The organism is Flavobacterium nitrogenifigens, assembly GCF_003254565.1.
GTDB lineage: Bacteria > Bacteroidota > Bacteroidia > Flavobacteriales > Flavobacteriaceae > Flavobacterium > Flavobacterium nitrogenifigens.
This window is the reverse complement of sequence record NZ_QJRI01000181.1, coordinates 344877-361209: the sequence shown is the minus strand read 5'-3', so window position 1 is coordinate 361209 and position 16333 is coordinate 344877. Positions and strand designations below refer to the sequence as shown.

Below are 16333 nucleotides of genomic sequence, written 5' to 3'. Positions count from 1 at the left end.
TTAAGTAAGATTTATAAAAGTTCGCAAAGCTATATAGGTAAAGCTTTGCGAACTTTGCGTTTATAAAGGTAACCTTAAATAAAATCCTTGCGTTCTTTGCGGTTAAAATTTTCAGCAGCATTTTTAAGATATAAATCCGTTCAGAAATGAGCGGATTTTTTTATGGGCGTTCCCTTCGGTCGGGCTTTCGGCTATATCTTTTATTCCGCTCCGCTACATAAAAGGATACCGCCTCAATCCCTAACGCATTTGGAAAATCAAGAAAATTTAGGTTATAAGAACTTTTAAGTCTTACGATATCAGAATCTTAAAAAAATATTTGCTAGTTTGAAAATTAATTCTACATTTGTAGAGCAACATCTATGCTTGTAGAATTAAAACATAAATATGAAAAACCTCTTTTTACTATTGTTTTGCGGTTCAATGCTTTTGAGCTGTAAAAGCAAACCGATCAATCAGAAAATTGACAGGAAAAAAGAAGGTGTTTGGATTGATGATTATACGCAGGATGGTACAAATTATAAATCGTATGAGTATTATAAAAACGATCTTCCGATAAAAAAGTGGAAATCGTACATTAACGGAAAAATCTATAAAACAGAAAAATATAAAAACGGAATCTGTGTCGTGAAAAGCTATTACGAAAACGGAAAGTTGGAATCGAAAGGAAAAACAAAATTAGAAACGAATTCGGTTGAAACGCATTGGTTTTATTTTGGAGAATGGAAGTTTTATTCGGATAAAGGAAAATTAAAAGGAATCAAGAATTACGAAAAAGGAGAATTGATTTCGGAACAAAATATTAAATAGACAAACTAACCTTTAAACTATGAAAAGAATAATCGCATTTTCTTTTATTGTATTTAACTGCGTTTTTATGCAAGCTCAAACTTATAAAGAATGGGTTCATAAAGCAGATTCTTGCTACACGGCAAAAAACTACAAATTGTCTGTTTCATATTATGAAAAAGCTTTTAAAATAGAAAAAAAAGACAATCGAGATTTGTATAATGCAGGTTGTTCTGCTTCTATGGCAAGGCAGCATAAAAAAGCATTTAAATGGCTGAACCTTTCTATCGATAACGGATACGAGAATATGGCGCATATTAAAATTGATAATGATTTAAAGCCTTTGCACTCAGAAAAAGAATGGAATAAAACAATTGATAAACTGCAGAAGAAATTAGACGTTATTGGAGCAAATTATGATAAGGTGCTGGAAAAACAACTTGCAGAGATTTACACCGAAGATCAGGAAATTCGAGGAGAGTTTATGAACGTATATAGAGCTGCTAAACCTGATAAAAAGAAAATTGACAGCATTGGAAAGATTATGGAAAGAAAAGACAGTATTAACCTTATTAAGGTGATGAAAATACTGGACGAAAGAGGCTGGTTAGGAAAAAATGTGGTAGGAACACAGGGAAATCAGACTTTATTTCTAGTGATTCAGCATGCCGATTTAGAATATCAGCAAAAATATTTGCCTATGATGAGAGAGGCCGTTAAAAATGGCAATGCTAATCCTGGAAATCTAGCGTATTTAGAAGATAGAGTGGCTTTGAGAGAAGGGAAAAAGCAAATTTATGGCAGTCAGAGTTCAAAGAATAAAAAGACTGGTAAAATTTGTATTGCACCAATGATAGATCCCGATAATGTTGATAAAAGGCGTGCGGAAGTCGGACTTGGCACAATGGCGGACTATGCAGTAAAACTAAACATTGACTGGAATTTGGAGGAATATAAAAAGGAATTGGCTGAAACAGAAAAACTTGAAAACACAAAACCATGATACAATTATCAAACGCAGAAGAACAGTTAATGGAGCATTTATGGAAGCTTGAAAAGGCTTTTATGAAAGATTTGCTCGAAGCGTATCCGGAACCAAAACCGGCAACAACAACGGTTGCAACTTTACTGAAAAGGATGATCGATAAGAAGTTTGTAGCGTATAACGAATTTGGGAATTCTCGAGAATATTATCCGGTAGTAAAGAAAACAGACTATTTTGCAAAACACGTAAAAGGGCTAATTAGTAATTTTTTTAATAATTCGGCTTCACAGTTTGCTTCGTTTTTTACAACCGAAACCAATTTATCATCTTCGGAATTGGAAGATCTTAAAAAAATAATTGATTCAGAAATTCAAAAAAAGAAAAAATGATAACGTATCTTTTAAAATCGGGTTTGCTGCTTGCTGTGTTTTATGCGGTGTATAAATTGTTGTTAGAAAACGAAAGAATGTTTCGGTTTAATCGTGCGTATCTTCTAGGAAGTTTGATTTTTAGTTTTATAATTCCGTTGCAGCTTTTTACATTCAAGCCTTTATTTGAGAGCGGATTAAACGCAATTCAATTGGAAGGAATAGAGATTAGAACAAGTCGAGCACCTATAGATGAAAACTACATTTTAGAATACGTTTTTGCCATTTTGAAGCGAGTTTATGTAATTGTTGCCATAGTGTTGGGATTTCGATTGATTTTAAATGTGCTTTCATTTTTTCAAAAATTAAGAAGTAAAGAAGCTCTTTCTGTAAATGGAGTAAAAGTAATTTTAACCGATGATGCTGTTTTGCCACATTCTTTTTGGAATGCCATTTTTGTAAATAAAACAGAGTTTGAAACGGGGAGAGTTCCATCAGAATTAATTGTGCACGAAAAAGCGCATTTAGAACAAAGACATACGTTGGATATTCTTTTTATTGCTACGGTACAGACCGTGTTTTGGTTTAATCCCTTTATTTCTCTTTTTAGAAAAGCGATAAAACTTAATCACGAGTTTTTGGCTGATGAGGCTGTAAATAAGCAATTTGGAGAAGTAAAAAACTATCAGAACTTATTGTTGCAATTTGCATCAAACAAAAAGACTGTCGATTTGGCGAGCAATATTAATTATTTAATAACTAAGAAACGTTTGCTAATGATGACTAAAGAAATATCGCCAATTGCGATGATTTTGAAGATAAGTTCTGTGGCTGCTGTTTGTTTTTTATTGTTAATTGCTTTTAATTCTGAAGCAGTTGCACAAACCAGTGCTAATTTGAGAAATCAGAATAATAAAGGTATTAATTATGTTGGTGCTAATGTGGGAAAACCACAATTTCCCGGTGGGATAGAAAAGTTTTATATGTTTGTTGGGCAAAATTTTAGAATGTCAGAAGAATTTTCGAAACAAAAAATACAAGGCAAATTTCTTATTGAATTTATGGTCGAAAAAGATGGGAGTCTGTCGGATTTTAAAGTCGTAAAAGATTTAGGATATGGCACTGCTGAGGAAGCAATTCGCGTTTTGAAACTTTCGCCAAAATGGATTCCTGCAACCGAAAATGGTCAAGCCGTTCGAGTGATGTACAGTTTACCGATTACGCTTCAGAGTGAGAAATAGAGGCTGGGAGTGACAAAGGAGCAAAGTGATAAAGGTTTTTTGTGCAAAGTATAAAACCTTTGTAACTTTGCTCCTCTGAACCTTTGCCTCTTAAAAGAAAAAAATCCGCTTCTTGATGGGAGAAGCGGATAAAATTAAAAACTAATTAAAAAAAAATTCTAAAATAAACATGCAGACCTAGACTAGAACAAGTCTGGGTTGTATCCAAAATAAGGTACATTTTGTTCGTTAAAAATGACCCCATATTCTTCTAACTCCTTCAAAATAGGTTCGTAAACTTCCTTTTTAATAGGAAGCTGAACACCTGGAGTTGTGATTTTTCCGTTTAAGATTAATAAAGTCGCAATCGCAACCGGAAGTCCAACTGTTTTTGCCATTGCAGTATAAGTCTGGTCCTCGCCAATACAAACCATTTTAGAGTCGATTTGTTTCTTTTCGCCATTTAGTTCATAACCAAATTTATGATACATCACGATCATATCTTTGTCATCTGGTTCAAGAGCCCAGCTTTCAGATAATATCTTCTCTAAAATTTGCGCTGGAGTAGCATTTGGCAGATTTACTTTTTTGTTTGGGTTAAATAAATCCAGTTCCAAAAGTTTATCCCACATAATATCGTCCTGATCGATTTTTAAGATCAATCGGGTTTTGATTTCGACTGAATCTGTTGGATGATATGGAAGGAAAGAATTGATGAACTGACGATAACTCATATTTTCTGACCCCTCTAAAACATAGCTATCATCAGTCATCCCGAGCTGTACAAACATATTCCAAGCGCGAGAATAACCCACTCTTCTAATTGTACCTCTATATAAGGTAAGAACATCATCTAAGCCGTAAACAGATCTGTATTTAAGAGAGTCACGGTTAGAATAAGCTTCAAATTTTCCGTAGCCTTCTACTTCAAGAAATTCGGTTCTGCGAAATAAAGCGCTATACGGAATGTATTTATAAGTTCCTTCTTGGATAAATTTGGCGGCACCGCCTTGTCCGGCCAAAACTACATTTCGTGGAGCCCAAGTAAATTTGTAATTCCATAAATTATTGTCAGATTCAGGAGCTACAAGTCCGCCGCAGAAAGATTCAAATAAAAGCATTTTGCCACCTTTCGATCTGATTTCGTCAATGACTTTCATGGCGCTCATATGATCGATTCCTGGATCAAGACCAATTTCGTTCATGAAAATCAGATTGTTTTGAATAGCTTCTTCGTTTAAAGCCTGCATGGCATCACTAATATAAGAAGCCGTAACAAGATGTTTTTTGAATTCAAGGCAGTCTTTTGCAATCTCGATATGAAGATGTGCAGGAAGCATAGAAATTACGATTGACGCATTTTCAATAGCTTTTTTTCTTTCATCGGATTTAAAAATATCTAAGGCAATCGGAGTGGCATTAGGATGTTCCTGTGTTTTTGCTTTCGCAAGATTCAATGAAAGGTCGGCTACTGTTAAATGCAGCTTTTCTTCATTAGATTTTGATAGTAAATATCGAATCAAAGAAGATGCAGATCTTCCTGCTCCAAATATTAAAATGTTTCTCATGTCTTAAATATTTAACACAAATATATTTAAATGTTATAAATATAACAATTCAAATTAAAGAAAATTAAATTATTTTTTTCGCAAAACCCGAAAAATAATTTGATTTTGTTCTAAATAATCCAGAAACAAAGGCGGTTTTTCAGTTCGTTTGAAGTATTTTTGTTTGAAATTTCAAAAGAGATATATTATGAAAAGAAGAATCATTCTAACTGGAGCTTTTATTGGTATGCTAGCTATTATTTTGGGTGCTTTTGGCGCTCATTTATTGAAAAAATATCTTTCGGTTGATCAATTAAATACTTTTGAAGTTGGTGTTCGTTACCAAATGTATCATGCTCTTTTTCTTCTTTTTCTATCTACCCAAAAAGACATTGCAGAAAAAACCTTGAAAACAATCTATAATTTGGTAGTTGCAGGCGTTTTGCTTTTCAGCGGTTCAATCTATTTATTGGCAACAAAAGACTACACTTTGTTCGAGTCTAAAATTATAGTATTCGCAACACCTTTGGGTGGTTTCTTATTAATTATCGCCTGGACGCTATTATTCTTTGCGATTTTGAAGAGAAAATCATAAAATCCCGAAAAAAAAATTCTGTCTAAGAATTAATCTTTAATTTTGTCACATAAATAACATATAACTTTATTTGTGTGACTTTTTTGTATTTTCTGTTATCAAACAAAAATAATATAACAAATTCGCATATAGGGTTGTAAATAAACAAATTAAGAGCGATTATTTTTTTCTTTTTGTAATTTTAAAAGTGAAATTTTTCTTTTTTGATATAAATCGAAGTGAAATTTAATTATTTTAAAAGAAATAAGAATTAATCTGTAATTTTGCTTTAAACAAAAAATCACACACAACTTAAAAATTTATGGACAGTAATACAGTTTTCGCGCAATCGATTTCGTTAAAAGAGTTAGGAATTGAAAATGCAAAAGTTCGTTATCAACTATCTGCAGATGAATTACATGCGATTACTTTGCAGTCTGGTCAAGGTGTTGAGAATTCGACTGGAGCATTAGCAATTAATACAGGTGAATTTACAGGTCGTTCTCCACAAGATCGTTTTATCGTAAAAGATGATATCACTAAGGATCAAGTTTGGTGGGGAAATGTAAATATCCCATTTGAGCCTCAAGCTTTTGAAAAGCTTTATAATAAGGTAACAGCATTTTTATCAAACAAAGAAGTTTTTGTTCGTGATTCTTATGTGTGCTCTGATCCAAATTATAGATTGAATGTTCGTGTTGTAACAGAAACAGCTTGGTCAAACTTGTTTTGCTACAATATGTTCTTACGTCCAGAAGATTCAGAATTGGCTAATTTTACTCCAGAATGGACCGTAGTTTGCGCTCCAAGTTTTATGGCAGATCCTGCTGTAGACGGAACACGCCAGTCTAATTTTGCTATTTTAGATTTTACTAAAAAAATTGCATTAATCGGAGGAACAGGTTATACGGGAGAAATGAAAAAAGGAATTTTCTCTGCATTAAACTTTATTCTTCCAGTTTTCAAAAATACACTTCCAATGCACTGTAGCGCCAATGTTGGTGAAGCAGGAGATACAGCAATCTTCTTTGGATTGTCTGGTACAGGAAAAACAACTTTATCTGCAGATCCAGAGCGTAAATTAATTGGAGATGATGAGCATGGCTGGACAAATGAAAACACTGTTTTCAATTTTGAAGGCGGATGCTATGCAAAAGTTATTAATTTAACTGAAGAAAATGAACCAGACATTTTTAGAGCAATCAAAAAAGGAGCGCTTTTAGAAAATGTGGTTTTCAAAGCAGGAACAAACGTAGTTGATTTTGACGATGTTTCGATCACACAAAACACTCGTGTAAGTTACCCAATTACACATATTGATAATGTTCAGCCAGGTTTGATTGGACACAATCCTAAAAATATATTTTTCTTAACTGCTGATTCTTTTGGAATCTTGCCTCCAATCTCAAGATTGACTCCAGGTCAGGCGGCTTACCACTTTATTTCTGGATATACAGCAAAAGTTGCTGGAACAGAAGCTGGTGTAACAGAGCCTCAGCCTAATTTCTCTGCTTGTTTTGGAGCGCCATTTATGCCTTTGCACCCAACGCGTTATGCTGAAATGTTGAGCAAAAAAATGAAAGATGCAGGCGTAAAAGTTTGGTTAATCAATACAGGATGGACTGGAGGAGCTTACGGAACAGGAAGCCGTATGAAGCTTAAATTCACTCGTGCTATGATTACTGCTGCGTTAAAAGGAGAATTGAATGATGTAGAGTTCAAAAATCATGAAGTATTTGGAATTGAAATTCCTCAAGATTGTCCAAACGTTCCAGTGGAAATTTTAAATCCTAGAAATACTTGGGAAGACAAAGATTTATACGATAAAAAAGCGTTAGAATTGGCACATAAATTCAAAGCTAATTTTGCCAAATTTGAAGAGTTTGCAAATGCTGAAATCTTAGCAGGTGCACCGATTACAGAATAAAAGGAATTATTTAATTCAAAATAAAAAAGCTGTTCAGAAATGAACAGCTTTTTTTAGTTGGTTTCCAATCGCAGTAAAAAAAATAGACACTGAACACGGAACTGCGACTGAAAACCTTGAAACTTTATTTTTTTGCTTCGTCAATACGTTTCTGGATTAAATCCCAAGCGTAGTAATGGAAAGTCATTCCGTTACTCATTGCTACAAAAAGCCCGTTTTTGTATTTTGGACCTAAGTTTATGCTCGTAACATCTGCACCGTCACATTCAATTGTCGAAGTTGGAACTTCTGCTAATAGAGGATGATTGTTCGGATTTCCGTTTGCACCTTCTCTTGGGTAAACCATAAAAGAATTTGCTTGTTGGTTTGATACCAAAATATATCCTGTAGAATCTGTTTTTTTGTAAATCGCAATTCCTTCATGATCTGCTTTGAAATCTTTCTGACCAAAGAAAGCCAATTCTTTATTATCGTTTAAAGCCGGATCTGCTTTGTATTTTCTTATTCCAGCCTGCTCATCGCAATAGTACACAAAACCTAATTCGTTATCGACAGCAATAGCTTCGATTTCTTTTTTTCCGCTGTACGTTCCGAATTTGCGAACCACTTTTGCAGCAGCGAATTTTCCGTTTCCAGAAAGTTCATATTGCCATAAATAACTTCCAGATGGCCCAGTTTTTCTTCCCACAATAGCAAAAATCTTTCCGTCAGTTTTACGAGTGTATAAAGCAACTCCCATTGGATCACGTTGAGATTCTCCTTCAAAAACAGGAATTCCGCCGTTATCAATTGGTTCTAAATCGGGTAAACTAAAGATTCTGATTTTATTTTCTTCGCGTTCAGTTGTTACGGCAACATCTACTTTTTTTCCGTCAATAATCAATCCGTAAGCGATATCAACATTGTTTGGACGTTTTAACGGAATTGATTTTTTAAGGATTTTTCCATTTAAATCAAAAGCATATAAACCACCATCGGTGTCTTTATCTGTCCCGATAATAATGCTTTTTGAAGCATCAGTTGGATTAATCCAAATTGAAGGATCGTCTGTATCGTGAGGTAAAGCCTCTGTAACTGCTGTTGGTTTTACAGCGTTTGGCTGAATTGGCGCTAATTTATCATCTTTACAAGCTGTAAAGGCTAAGCTTAAAAGCAAAAAAGCAACTAAAAATTTATTTTTCATTTGTATTGTATATTTTAATGCAATTAGACAGAGCGCTCAACTCTGTCTAATTTAAGAATTTTAATTTTTTCAGGATTATAAGTCTAACTTTAGTCCTAAGTTGTAACGTGGCTGATAATATTCAGCTTGTTTTGTATGTGCAGCAACTCCTTGGTAGTAACGTAACGGCTGGTTTGTTAGGTTATTTGCTTCAGCAAAAACACGTAATTGTTTTGTGATTTTATAAGAAGCATTGGCATCTAAGAAAAACTGCTTGTCGTAATAACTATCTTTGTAAGACTCTGAACCTAATTCATCTAAATAATCAGAAGTAAAGTTGGTTGAGATTCTTGCAGAGAAACGCTTGTTTTCCCAAGATAAAGATCCGTTAAACATGTGAGGCGTTGTTCCTGGAAGGCTGATGTCATTTCTTTCGTTTCCATCTTCATCAGCAATTCCGCTTGCTTTAGATTTCGTGTACGTATAGTTTAAATAGATACCAAATCCTTTCAAGAATTTACCAGGTAAGAAATCTAATTGACGTTGGAAAGCAACTTCAAACCCATAAACATCTACATTTTCTCCGTTTCTTGATTGTAAAAATGACCAGTTTTCTCCCGCTGGAATTGGGTTTGCCTGATTAGGGAAATCTGCAGCAAATTTCGTATCAGTATATTGGTTGTCACTGTAGTTGTAAATGAAATCGTTTAATCTTTTGTAGAAAACACCTCCAGAAATTAAACCAACAGATTTGAAATAGTTCTCTGCCATGAAGTCATAGTTGTATGAATAAGTAGCTTTAAGATCTGGATTTCCAGCCGTAATTTCTTTGTCTGCAGCAATGTTATTTACATAAGGAGCCAAAGCATAATAGTTTGGCCTTGCCAAAGCTGTTGTAACGGCAGCTCTTAAAACTAGATCTTTTGTTGCATTGTATTGTAACGAAATACTTGGCAGTAAATTAGTGTAAGAGTTGGTGTTGTTGATTTTGCTTTCTAATTCTTCCTCGTCTAATACACGGTTTCCTGTATAGTCAATATGAGTGTTTTCTAAACGGAAACCTAAAACCATAGAAAGTTTATCGTTAAAATCCTGATCCCATCTTACATAAGCAGCAGTAATTCTTTCTTTGGCGTTATAGTTTACCGCTAAATATTCTGCTGGATCTGCTTCTTTATCAAATAAAGCAGGATTGTTCAAATCTAAACTTCCTAAGAAAGCTGCAGAAGCAAAAGTTCCCGGTACGTATTTACTTCCTGGATTAAAATCTTTTCCGTCAAAATAGCTTGTTGGAACTTGCGATAATAATTCCATATCATCATTAATTGGCTCATAAGAATAGAACATATTGTTTCTTTCTTTTTCTTTTAAGCGAAGTCTAAGACCTGTCCTCAATCTTCCTTTTTCTCCAGCAATAACAGAAAATGGGAAACGGATATTTACTTTTGCACCAAATTCGCTTTCGCTTGTTTCGTCTGTGTTTTCAGTAACAGAGTCAAATTTAAATTCGTCAACAGATTCACCAACTGTTGTTATTAGAGGAAATCTAATGTCTGATAAATCTTCAAACATTTCTAGACCTTTCTGGCGGTATTCGATATAACGCTCACCTGGACGGTATTCTCTTGCTTTTGCATAATTAGCAGACCAGTCTAAATCTAAAGTAGAGTTGATTAAATGCTCTCCGCGAATAGAATAATTCTGAACTCTTTGGTCTTCTAATCTTCTGTTTTTGTTTCTATTGTTGTCTAAACCACCTTTTGTTTGACGTTTCACTCGCCCTTCAAAACCAACAATTTCTTCACCATTATAAAGCGGTTCGATGTCATCGTAAGTAGTTCTGAAACGGTTTTCTCTGTCATCTCTCCAGTTGTAGATAGCGTTTGCAAAAATGGTATTGTTGTCATTGAATTTGTAATCTAAAGCAACAGATGCACTACGACGAATACGCTGTACATCATATTTTCTAATTTCAGATGCTTGTAAATACTCATTTCCAAAATCGTCTTTTACCCATTCGTTTTCGATATTATCAGAACCGTAATCAACATTGTTATAAGATCCGCTTACTACAACTCCTAATTTGTTGTCAATAAAACGATTACCGTAAACAAAACCAGCGGTATAAGAAGCGTGATCACGAATTGGCAAATATCCTCCAGCCAATGTTGCTGAAATTCTTTCTCCATTTGGAGTTGCTCTTGTAATTAAGTTTACAGAACCTCCTATTGCATCAGCATCCATGTCAGAAGTAAGCGTTTTGTTTACTTCGATTGTCGAAATCATATCAGACGGAATTAAGTCCATTTGTACGTTTCTGTTATCTCCTTCAGCAGATGGAATTCTATCACCATTTAAAGTTACAGAGTTCAAAGATGGAGCCAAACCTCTAATAATAATGTTACGCGCTTCACCTTGGTCATTTTGCATTGTGATACCTGGAACACGTTTTAAAGCGTCTCCCACGTTAGCATCTGGAAAACGTCCCATTTGATCAGAAGAAATTACGTTTCCGATATTTTTATTGTTTTTCTGCTGGTTCAGTGCTTTGGCTTGACCTTTTAAGATATCTCCAACGACAACTTCTTTCAGCTCATTTTCAGAAGCTTTAAGAGAAAAATCAATTACGTTGTTTTTTCCCTGTTCCACTTTTATTTCTTGTGTTAAAGTAGTATATCCAATATACTTTACTTCAACTTTGTAAGTTCCTTCATTAATATTTAATAATTCGAAACGACCGTTATAATCAGAAACGGTGTATTTTTTCTCGCCAACAATTTGAACCATAGCTCCAGGAAGAGGCAGTTTGTCATCAGTATCTAATATCTTTCCAGAGATAATGGCTTTCTGAGCAAAACCTGTAAAGGCGAATAAAAAGAATGCGGTTAATAGATAAAATTTTTTCATTGTGTGTGTTTAGTTTGATTTCGGTTGCGAAACTAAGACCTGCGTATTACTAAAGCCTTGAAAAAAAATTAACATAGTGTTATGATTCGTCAGTTATTGCTTATAGTTAATAATGTTTAACTAACATTTAAAATTCAAACGTTTGATTCACAACTAAAAAGAAATTGATATTTTGACTGTATTTGAAAATTTGGCGTTAAATTTGCCGTATCAATCACAATCAAAAATCATCAATCATGTTAAAACAATTTTTCATCCTATGTTCAGGAGCCGACCGTGATCTCTTGAAAGACTGCTCAGAAGGCGAACAAACCAAATATGTTGGTATTGGCGCTACGGTATTCTTTACAGCAGTTATGGCTTTCTTGGCCAGCGCTTATGCGCTTTTTACCGTTTTCGATTCTATTTATCCTGCTTTAATTTTTGGATTTGTTTGGAGTTTACTAATCTTCAATTTAGACCGATTCATCGTTTCTACCATTAAGAAAAGAGATCGTTTCTTAGACGAATTTCTTCAAGCAACTCCGCGTATTGCTTTGGCCATTATTATTGCTATTGTAATTTCGAAACCTTTGGAAATTAAAATCTTCGAAAAAGAAATCAATACCGTTTTGCTGAAAGAGAAAAACGAAATGGAATTGGCCAACAAGAAACAAATTGGAACGTATTTCAAAACAGATTTAGATAAAAATAAAGCTGAGATTGCAGCATTAAAAGCTGATATTGTAAAGAAAGAGAAAGAAGTAAACGATTTGTATTCGGTTTATATTACAGAAGCCGAAGGAACTGCGGGAACTAAAAAGCTAGGAAAAGGGCCAGTTTATAAAGAGAAACGCGAAAAACACGATGCTGCTCTAAAAGAATTCGAAACGCTTAAAAAGACCAACGAAGCTAAAATTGCCGAAAAAGAAAAAGCAGGCGTACAGCTTCAAGCTGATTTGGACAAAAAAGTTTCGCAAACACAGCCAATCATTGAAGGTTTTGACGGATTAATGGCGCGTATAAATGCCTTAAACAAACTGCCTTGGCTGCCGTCATTTTTCATTATGCTTTTGTTTTTAGCCATCGAAACATCACCAATTATTGCCAAATTATTAGCGCCAAAAGGAGAATTCGATTTCAAGCAAGAAGAAGCCGAAACGGCAATGAAAGCGACTTTGGCTCAAAACAAATACCAACGTGATTTATTAGTGAAAACAAGTGCCGAAATGCATGATAAAGTCTACGCTGACATTGCAGAAGATAAAGGTTTATTTGACCTGCAACGAAAAAATGCAAAAGAGTTACTAGAACTGCAATCGCATAAATTTGTAGAAAAACAGAAAGCGACTTTATAAGTCGAAAGTTGAAAAGTCTAAAGTCATAAAGTCGATGTAGAGACTTAAAAAAGAAAGCCAGAAATAGAATTTCTATTTCTGGCTTTTTTATTTATAAAGTGAAGAAAACTTTAAGACTTTCGACTTTTGACTTTAAGACTAATTTTACATGTAACTTAAAATCTCTTTTTTATAAGCATCATATTCTCCCTGCATGATTAAACCATTATCAAGAAGTTTTTTGTAGTTCTGTAATTTATCGAACAGTTCTTCTTTAGATAAATCGCTTAATTTGCGTTCTCCTGTTGGTTGAGCTGGCTGAGTTGGAAGCGGTTCGTAAGTTTCTGTAACAGCAGGAGCAGCTGGTAAAATTTCAGCAAAGCTTGTTACTTCTTCAGTTTCCACTTCTTCAATTTCTTCCTCTGCTTCTTCTTCAAAAACAGGTTCAGCAGTTTCTTGAACTGGTGTTGCAGTCTGAACAGGATTTTTTAATAAATCCAATTGTTCTTTAGCGTAAGTATAAATTTTTCTAGCCTGAATTTTCGGAATATAATCAATAGAAACAGCTAAATCTGTTTTTGTTCCAAATGAAAATTCAGAACCCAAAATGTTTTCTTTTACAAAAGTACTTGCAATATCATCCCAAGTGTAATCTGTAAAATCCATAGAAAGACCTAGATTTTTAGGCTTGCAGATAATGATACGTTTATTTGTTAATACGATACTATCAGGAAAAACAGTGATTGCAGGTTTTTTTTGCACTGCGATGTATCCAACTTCTTCGCCTTTCATCAATAAATCTGAGAGTTTCGAAGTGATTTTTTCAATCGCTTTTGGATCTTGTTCTTCGTTTAGAAATTTTTTAAATTGTTCTTTCATGATGCTATAAAATGCTAATTTGCAAACTGATTCGGGTTTTTAAGTTTTGATCTTACCCTGCAAATGTAATGCCTAATTTTTTAATTCGATAATTTCGTTCTGAATTTTCTTTGTCAAACTTTTGAAAACCAATTCATACGAATGGTCTATCAATTCTTTGACGAATTTGTCTGGAAGATTTCCGTTTAAAGCGATCGTATTCCAGTGTACTTTGCTCATATGATAACCGGGTTGAATTTCGTCATATTCGGCTCTAAGCTCCTGTGCGCGGTCTGGATCACATTTTAAATTGACAGACTGTTCGTTTTTCTCCCATTGAGAAAGAGAAGACAAAGCAAACATTTTTCCGCCCACTTTAAAAACCAAAGTATCTTCATCAAAAGGAAAATGTTCGCTGACACCTTTTTTCGACAGACAATATTCGTAAAACGTTTCTAAATTCATAACTGCTTATTTACCAATTTCACCTAAATGTGTGTATTTAAAACCTTTTTCATATTTAAGACCATAACCGAAAATGCGATCCATTGCCGAATGTGAAAATAAAATAATTCCCGCTAACTGCACAATTTCAATACTTAAATAAAGTCCGACCGCATAAATTAAAAGTGCAATTCCTTTATGGTGAAAGATATTATAAGCAAAAGCACCAATTTTATTCCCAAAAGCATAACCAATCATCGATAAATCTGGAGCCAGAATTAAAACCAGAAACCACCACCATTCATAGCTTAAACGGTTAAAAAGAAATATTCCGAGAATAAATAAAGTCGCTTCTTCTAGTTTTAGGACTGTTTTCATTTTACTATTTTTTCCATCATCTTTTCGGGATGATTCAGTTTTGTAAATCCGAATTTCTCATATAAAAAGTGAGCATCGGTTGTAGCCAGACGCCAGATTTTTACTTCTTGCAATTGAGGTTCATTCATCATGGCATCAATTAAAATCGATGAATAGCCTTTTCCGCGATGTTCTTCATCAATAAAAACATCCATTAAATAAGCAAAAACAACATAATCGGTAATGACGCGCGCGAAACCAATTTGCTTGCCATCTAAATAAATTCCAAAACAAACAGAAGCATCAATTGTGCGTTGTACTTCTTCAATAGTTCGCCCCGCCGCCCAATATATGTCTTTTAAAAAGTTCTGTATAAACGGAACATCGAGTTTAGTTTTATCTGTAGATATGGCTACCATTATTTTTTGTTTTTTTTTAGCCACAAATTACACAAATTCTCACAAATTTCTTTTTAAGATTTTACTACAGATTAATTGATTTTCACAGATTAAATCATTTTAATCCTTTAATTTGTGGCAAAAAATAATTTGCGAAAATTTGCGAAATTTGTGGTTGTTTTTTTTAAATCTTGTATAAAATAGGTTTTGATGGACTTGCATCATTTTCAAAGGAAGCAATTTGAAGATTTAGGATATAATCCCCATCTTCAATTTCGTCTGAAACATAAATCATTTCTGTAATTGTCGCATTTAATCTTGCGTCAGAATTTAGATTTACAGTGTCTTTTACGTTCCAAAATGCTTTATGAGCCAATAATTTTCCTTCATCATGTTCTTTATCAACACTTGGAAGATCAATTAGTAAATGTTGAATTTCGCTTTCGCGGATGAAAATCGCAGCCTCTTCAGACAAATACGGCGGATTGGTATTGGAATATTTTCTTGATTTCTTTTCTTTTTGATTTGGAAGTGTGCGAATTATTAAGGCTTCAATTTTATTATTTACTAAAGCTGAAACTTGTTCTTGCGTAATCACAAAATCATCTCCAATTCTTTCAGGTTCAACTGTAATCAGTTTGGCAAAAAAGAAAAACTGTTTCAAAGATTGATTAATGCTATAAAAATCATTGGTAATATGCCCGAGACATTCCGTATGCGTTCCATGCCCATGCGGATTGAAGAAAATATTATTGAAATTAGTAGATGATTTTCCTTCCGAAACTTTACCTATCCAGTCGCCAAAAACTACTGGTTCAATAACGGGTTTTTCGATGTACCACGCAATTGGGTTTTCGTCAGTATTAGTTAATGGAATAGAGATATCGATTGGTTTAGATAAGTCGATTTCGAAGTTGTTGATTTTTGCTATCATGTTGATTTAACCGCAAGGGGCGCTAAGATTTACGTAAAGTTCGCAAGGATTTTATTAAAGATTGTTTGCTATTCTTTTAACTCCATGTTTTAGTAATGCAACATTAAAATTTATTAATAACCCTAGTTTGCAATTTGTTAATTTTAAGTAAGTCAATAGTTGAGCAAAATGAACTTCATTTAGACAATCTACAGACTTTATTTCCAAAATTAGTTTATTTTCCACTAAAATATCTAATCTATAACCAACATCTAATTTTACTTCTTCGTAAATTAATGGTAAAGCCTTTTGTTTTTCAACTGTCAAGTTAAATTTTTTCAACTCATAAAATAGACATTCTTCATAAGCACTTTCTAAAAGTCTAGGTCCTAAAGTTTGATGAACCTTCAAAGCCGAATGAAATACAATTCGAGATAAATCATTTTCTGACATAAAATCAATATTTAAAAGGTCAAATATAATGTTTGAAATTTAAATTATAATTTTATTCTTACAAAAAAAACAACAAATCGCGTTCTTTGCGTAACCCTTAGCGAACCTTGCGGTT

The 16333-nt window shown here is 33.8% G+C and carries 16 protein-coding genes; 7 read left to right on the top strand and 9 right to left on the bottom strand.

The window, feature by feature from the left end:
• Positions 1-387 precede the first annotated feature (387 nt).
• The 4 genes from DM397_RS21560 to DM397_RS21545 are packed head-to-tail and all read left to right on the top strand — an operon-like array spanning position 388 to position 3383.
• Positions 388-810, top strand: coding sequence for a toxin-antitoxin system YwqK family antitoxin (locus DM397_RS21560; protein ID WP_111379621.1), 423 nt, complete (start codon positions 388-390; stop codon positions 808-810).
• A gap of 19 nt (positions 811-829) precedes the next feature.
• Positions 830-1792 (top strand): DUF6624 domain-containing protein, encoded by a 963-nt coding sequence (locus tag DM397_RS21555; protein WP_111379619.1) that lies wholly within the window; start codon positions 830-832, stop codon positions 1790-1792.
• A complete protein-coding gene (locus tag DM397_RS21550) occupies positions 1789-2163 on the top strand; it encodes a BlaI/MecI/CopY family transcriptional regulator (protein WP_111379618.1) in 375 nt (124 codons plus the stop codon). Before DM397_RS21555 ends, DM397_RS21550 begins: the two co-directional genes overlap by 4 nt.
• On the top strand, positions 2160-3383 hold the full coding sequence (locus tag DM397_RS21545; RefSeq protein ID WP_239457892.1) for a M56 family metallopeptidase: 1224 nt from the start codon (positions 2160-2162) through the stop codon (positions 3381-3383). Before DM397_RS21550 ends, DM397_RS21545 begins: the two co-directional genes overlap by 4 nt.
• A gap of 182 nt (positions 3384-3565) precedes the next feature.
• Here the strand turns inward: DM397_RS21545 and DM397_RS21540 are convergent, their stop codons facing one another.
• Complete coding sequence (locus tag DM397_RS21540) at positions 3566-4930, bottom strand: saccharopine dehydrogenase family protein (RefSeq protein WP_111379616.1); 1365 nt, start codon at positions 4928-4930, stop codon at positions 3566-3568.
• Between the two features lie 187 nt (positions 4931-5117).
• Between DM397_RS21540 and DM397_RS21535 the strand changes: the two genes are divergently transcribed.
• The gene (locus tag DM397_RS21535) at positions 5118-5504 is read left to right on the top strand and encodes a DUF423 domain-containing protein (protein ID WP_111379615.1); all 387 of its coding nucleotides are present in this window, start codon (positions 5118-5120) and stop codon (positions 5502-5504) included.
• A 301-nt stretch (positions 5505-5805) separates the two neighbouring features.
• Complete coding sequence (gene pckA, locus DM397_RS21530) at positions 5806-7410, top strand: phosphoenolpyruvate carboxykinase (ATP) (RefSeq protein WP_111379613.1); 1605 nt, start codon at positions 5806-5808, stop codon at positions 7408-7410.
• Positions 7411-7534: 124 nt separating this feature from the next.
• Here the strand turns inward: pckA and DM397_RS21525 are convergent, their stop codons facing one another.
• Both DM397_RS21525 and DM397_RS21520 read right to left on the bottom strand, forming a co-directional pair.
• Positions 7535-8593 (bottom strand): phytase, encoded by a 1059-nt coding sequence (locus tag DM397_RS21525; protein ID WP_111379612.1) that lies wholly within the window; start codon positions 8591-8593, stop codon positions 7535-7537.
• 75 nt (positions 8594-8668) lie between these two features.
• Complete coding sequence (locus tag DM397_RS21520; protein ID WP_111379610.1) at positions 8669-11479, bottom strand: TonB-dependent receptor; 2811 nt, start codon at positions 11477-11479, stop codon at positions 8669-8671.
• 236 nt (positions 11480-11715) lie between these two features.
• Between DM397_RS21520 and DM397_RS21515 the strand changes: the two genes are divergently transcribed.
• The gene (locus DM397_RS21515) at positions 11716-12816 is read left to right on the top strand and encodes a DUF4407 domain-containing protein (protein WP_111379609.1); all 1101 of its coding nucleotides are present in this window, start codon (positions 11716-11718) and stop codon (positions 12814-12816) included.
• 144 nt (positions 12817-12960) lie between these two features.
• Here DM397_RS21515 and DM397_RS21510 read toward each other — a convergent pair whose 3' ends face one another.
• The 6 genes from DM397_RS21510 to DM397_RS21485 all read right to left on the bottom strand — a co-directional run bounded on the left by DM397_RS21510 (position 12961) and on the right by DM397_RS21485 (position 16218).
• A complete protein-coding gene (locus DM397_RS21510; RefSeq protein WP_111379607.1) occupies positions 12961-13674 on the bottom strand; it encodes a PH domain-containing protein in 714 nt (237 codons plus the stop codon).
• A 72-nt stretch (positions 13675-13746) separates the two neighbouring features.
• On the bottom strand, positions 13747-14118 hold the full coding sequence (locus tag DM397_RS21505) for an MmcQ/YjbR family DNA-binding protein (protein WP_111379606.1): 372 nt from the start codon (positions 14116-14118) through the stop codon (positions 13747-13749).
• A gap of 6 nt (positions 14119-14124) precedes the next feature.
• Positions 14125-14475 carry a DUF4260 domain-containing protein gene (locus DM397_RS21500; protein WP_111379604.1) on the bottom strand — a complete coding sequence of 117 codons (351 nt, stop codon included), beginning with the start codon at positions 14473-14475 and terminating at the stop codon, positions 14125-14127.
• A complete protein-coding gene (locus DM397_RS21495) occupies positions 14472-14873 on the bottom strand; it encodes a GNAT family N-acetyltransferase (protein WP_111379649.1) in 402 nt (133 codons plus the stop codon). The genes DM397_RS21500 and DM397_RS21495 overlap by 4 nt, the downstream gene beginning before the upstream one ends.
• Before the next feature lie 163 nt (positions 14874-15036).
• On the bottom strand, positions 15037-15786 hold the full coding sequence (locus DM397_RS21490; protein ID WP_111379602.1) for a cyclase family protein: 750 nt from the start codon (positions 15784-15786) through the stop codon (positions 15037-15039).
• Between the two features lie 54 nt (positions 15787-15840).
• Positions 15841-16218 (bottom strand): GxxExxY protein, encoded by a 378-nt coding sequence (locus DM397_RS21485; RefSeq protein WP_111379600.1) that lies wholly within the window; start codon positions 16216-16218, stop codon positions 15841-15843.
• Between the last annotated feature and the right edge of the window lie 115 nt (positions 16219-16333).

Bases quoted from the DNA above. Each gene is read 5' to 3' on its own strand.
- DM397_RS21490 (WP_111379602.1), bottom strand. From the start codon at position 15,786: ATGATAGCAAAAATCAACAACTTCGAAATCGACTTATCTAAACCAATC.
- DM397_RS21510 (WP_111379607.1), bottom strand. From the start codon at position 13,674: ATGAAAGAACAATTTAAAAAATTTCTAAACGAAGAACAAGATCCAAAA.
- DM397_RS21555 (WP_111379619.1), top strand. From the start codon at position 830: ATGAAAAGAATAATCGCATTTTCTTTTATTGTATTTAACTGCGTTTTT.
- DM397_RS21540 (WP_111379616.1), bottom strand. From the start codon at position 4,930: ATGAGAAACATTTTAATATTTGGAGCAGGAAGATCTGCATCTTCTTTG.
- DM397_RS21505 (WP_111379606.1), bottom strand. From the start codon at position 14,118: ATGAATTTAGAAACGTTTTACGAATATTGTCTGTCGAAAAAAGGTGTC.
- DM397_RS21545 (WP_239457892.1), top strand. From the start codon at position 2,160: ATGATAACGTATCTTTTAAAATCGGGTTTGCTGCTTGCTGTGTTTTAT.
- DM397_RS21560 (WP_111379621.1), top strand. From the start codon at position 388: ATGAAAAACCTCTTTTTACTATTGTTTTGCGGTTCAATGCTTTTGAGC.
- pckA (WP_111379613.1), top strand. From the start codon at position 5,806: ATGGACAGTAATACAGTTTTCGCGCAATCGATTTCGTTAAAAGAGTTA.
- DM397_RS21500 (WP_111379604.1), bottom strand. From the start codon at position 14,475: ATGAAAACAGTCCTAAAACTAGAAGAAGCGACTTTATTTATTCTCGGA.
- DM397_RS21535 (WP_111379615.1), top strand. From the start codon at position 5,118: ATGAAAAGAAGAATCATTCTAACTGGAGCTTTTATTGGTATGCTAGCT.
- DM397_RS21525 (WP_111379612.1), bottom strand. From the start codon at position 8,593: ATGAAAAATAAATTTTTAGTTGCTTTTTTGCTTTTAAGCTTAGCCTTT.
- DM397_RS21485 (WP_111379600.1), bottom strand. From the start codon at position 16,218: ATGTCAGAAAATGATTTATCTCGAATTGTATTTCATTCGGCTTTGAAG.
- DM397_RS21520 (WP_111379610.1), bottom strand. From the start codon at position 11,479: ATGAAAAAATTTTATCTATTAACCGCATTCTTTTTATTCGCCTTTACA.
- DM397_RS21495 (WP_111379649.1), bottom strand. From the start codon at position 14,873: ATGGTAGCCATATCTACAGATAAAACTAAACTCGATGTTCCGTTTATA.
- DM397_RS21550 (WP_111379618.1), top strand. From the start codon at position 1,789: ATGATACAATTATCAAACGCAGAAGAACAGTTAATGGAGCATTTATGG.
- DM397_RS21515 (WP_111379609.1), top strand. From the start codon at position 11,716: ATGTTAAAACAATTTTTCATCCTATGTTCAGGAGCCGACCGTGATCTC.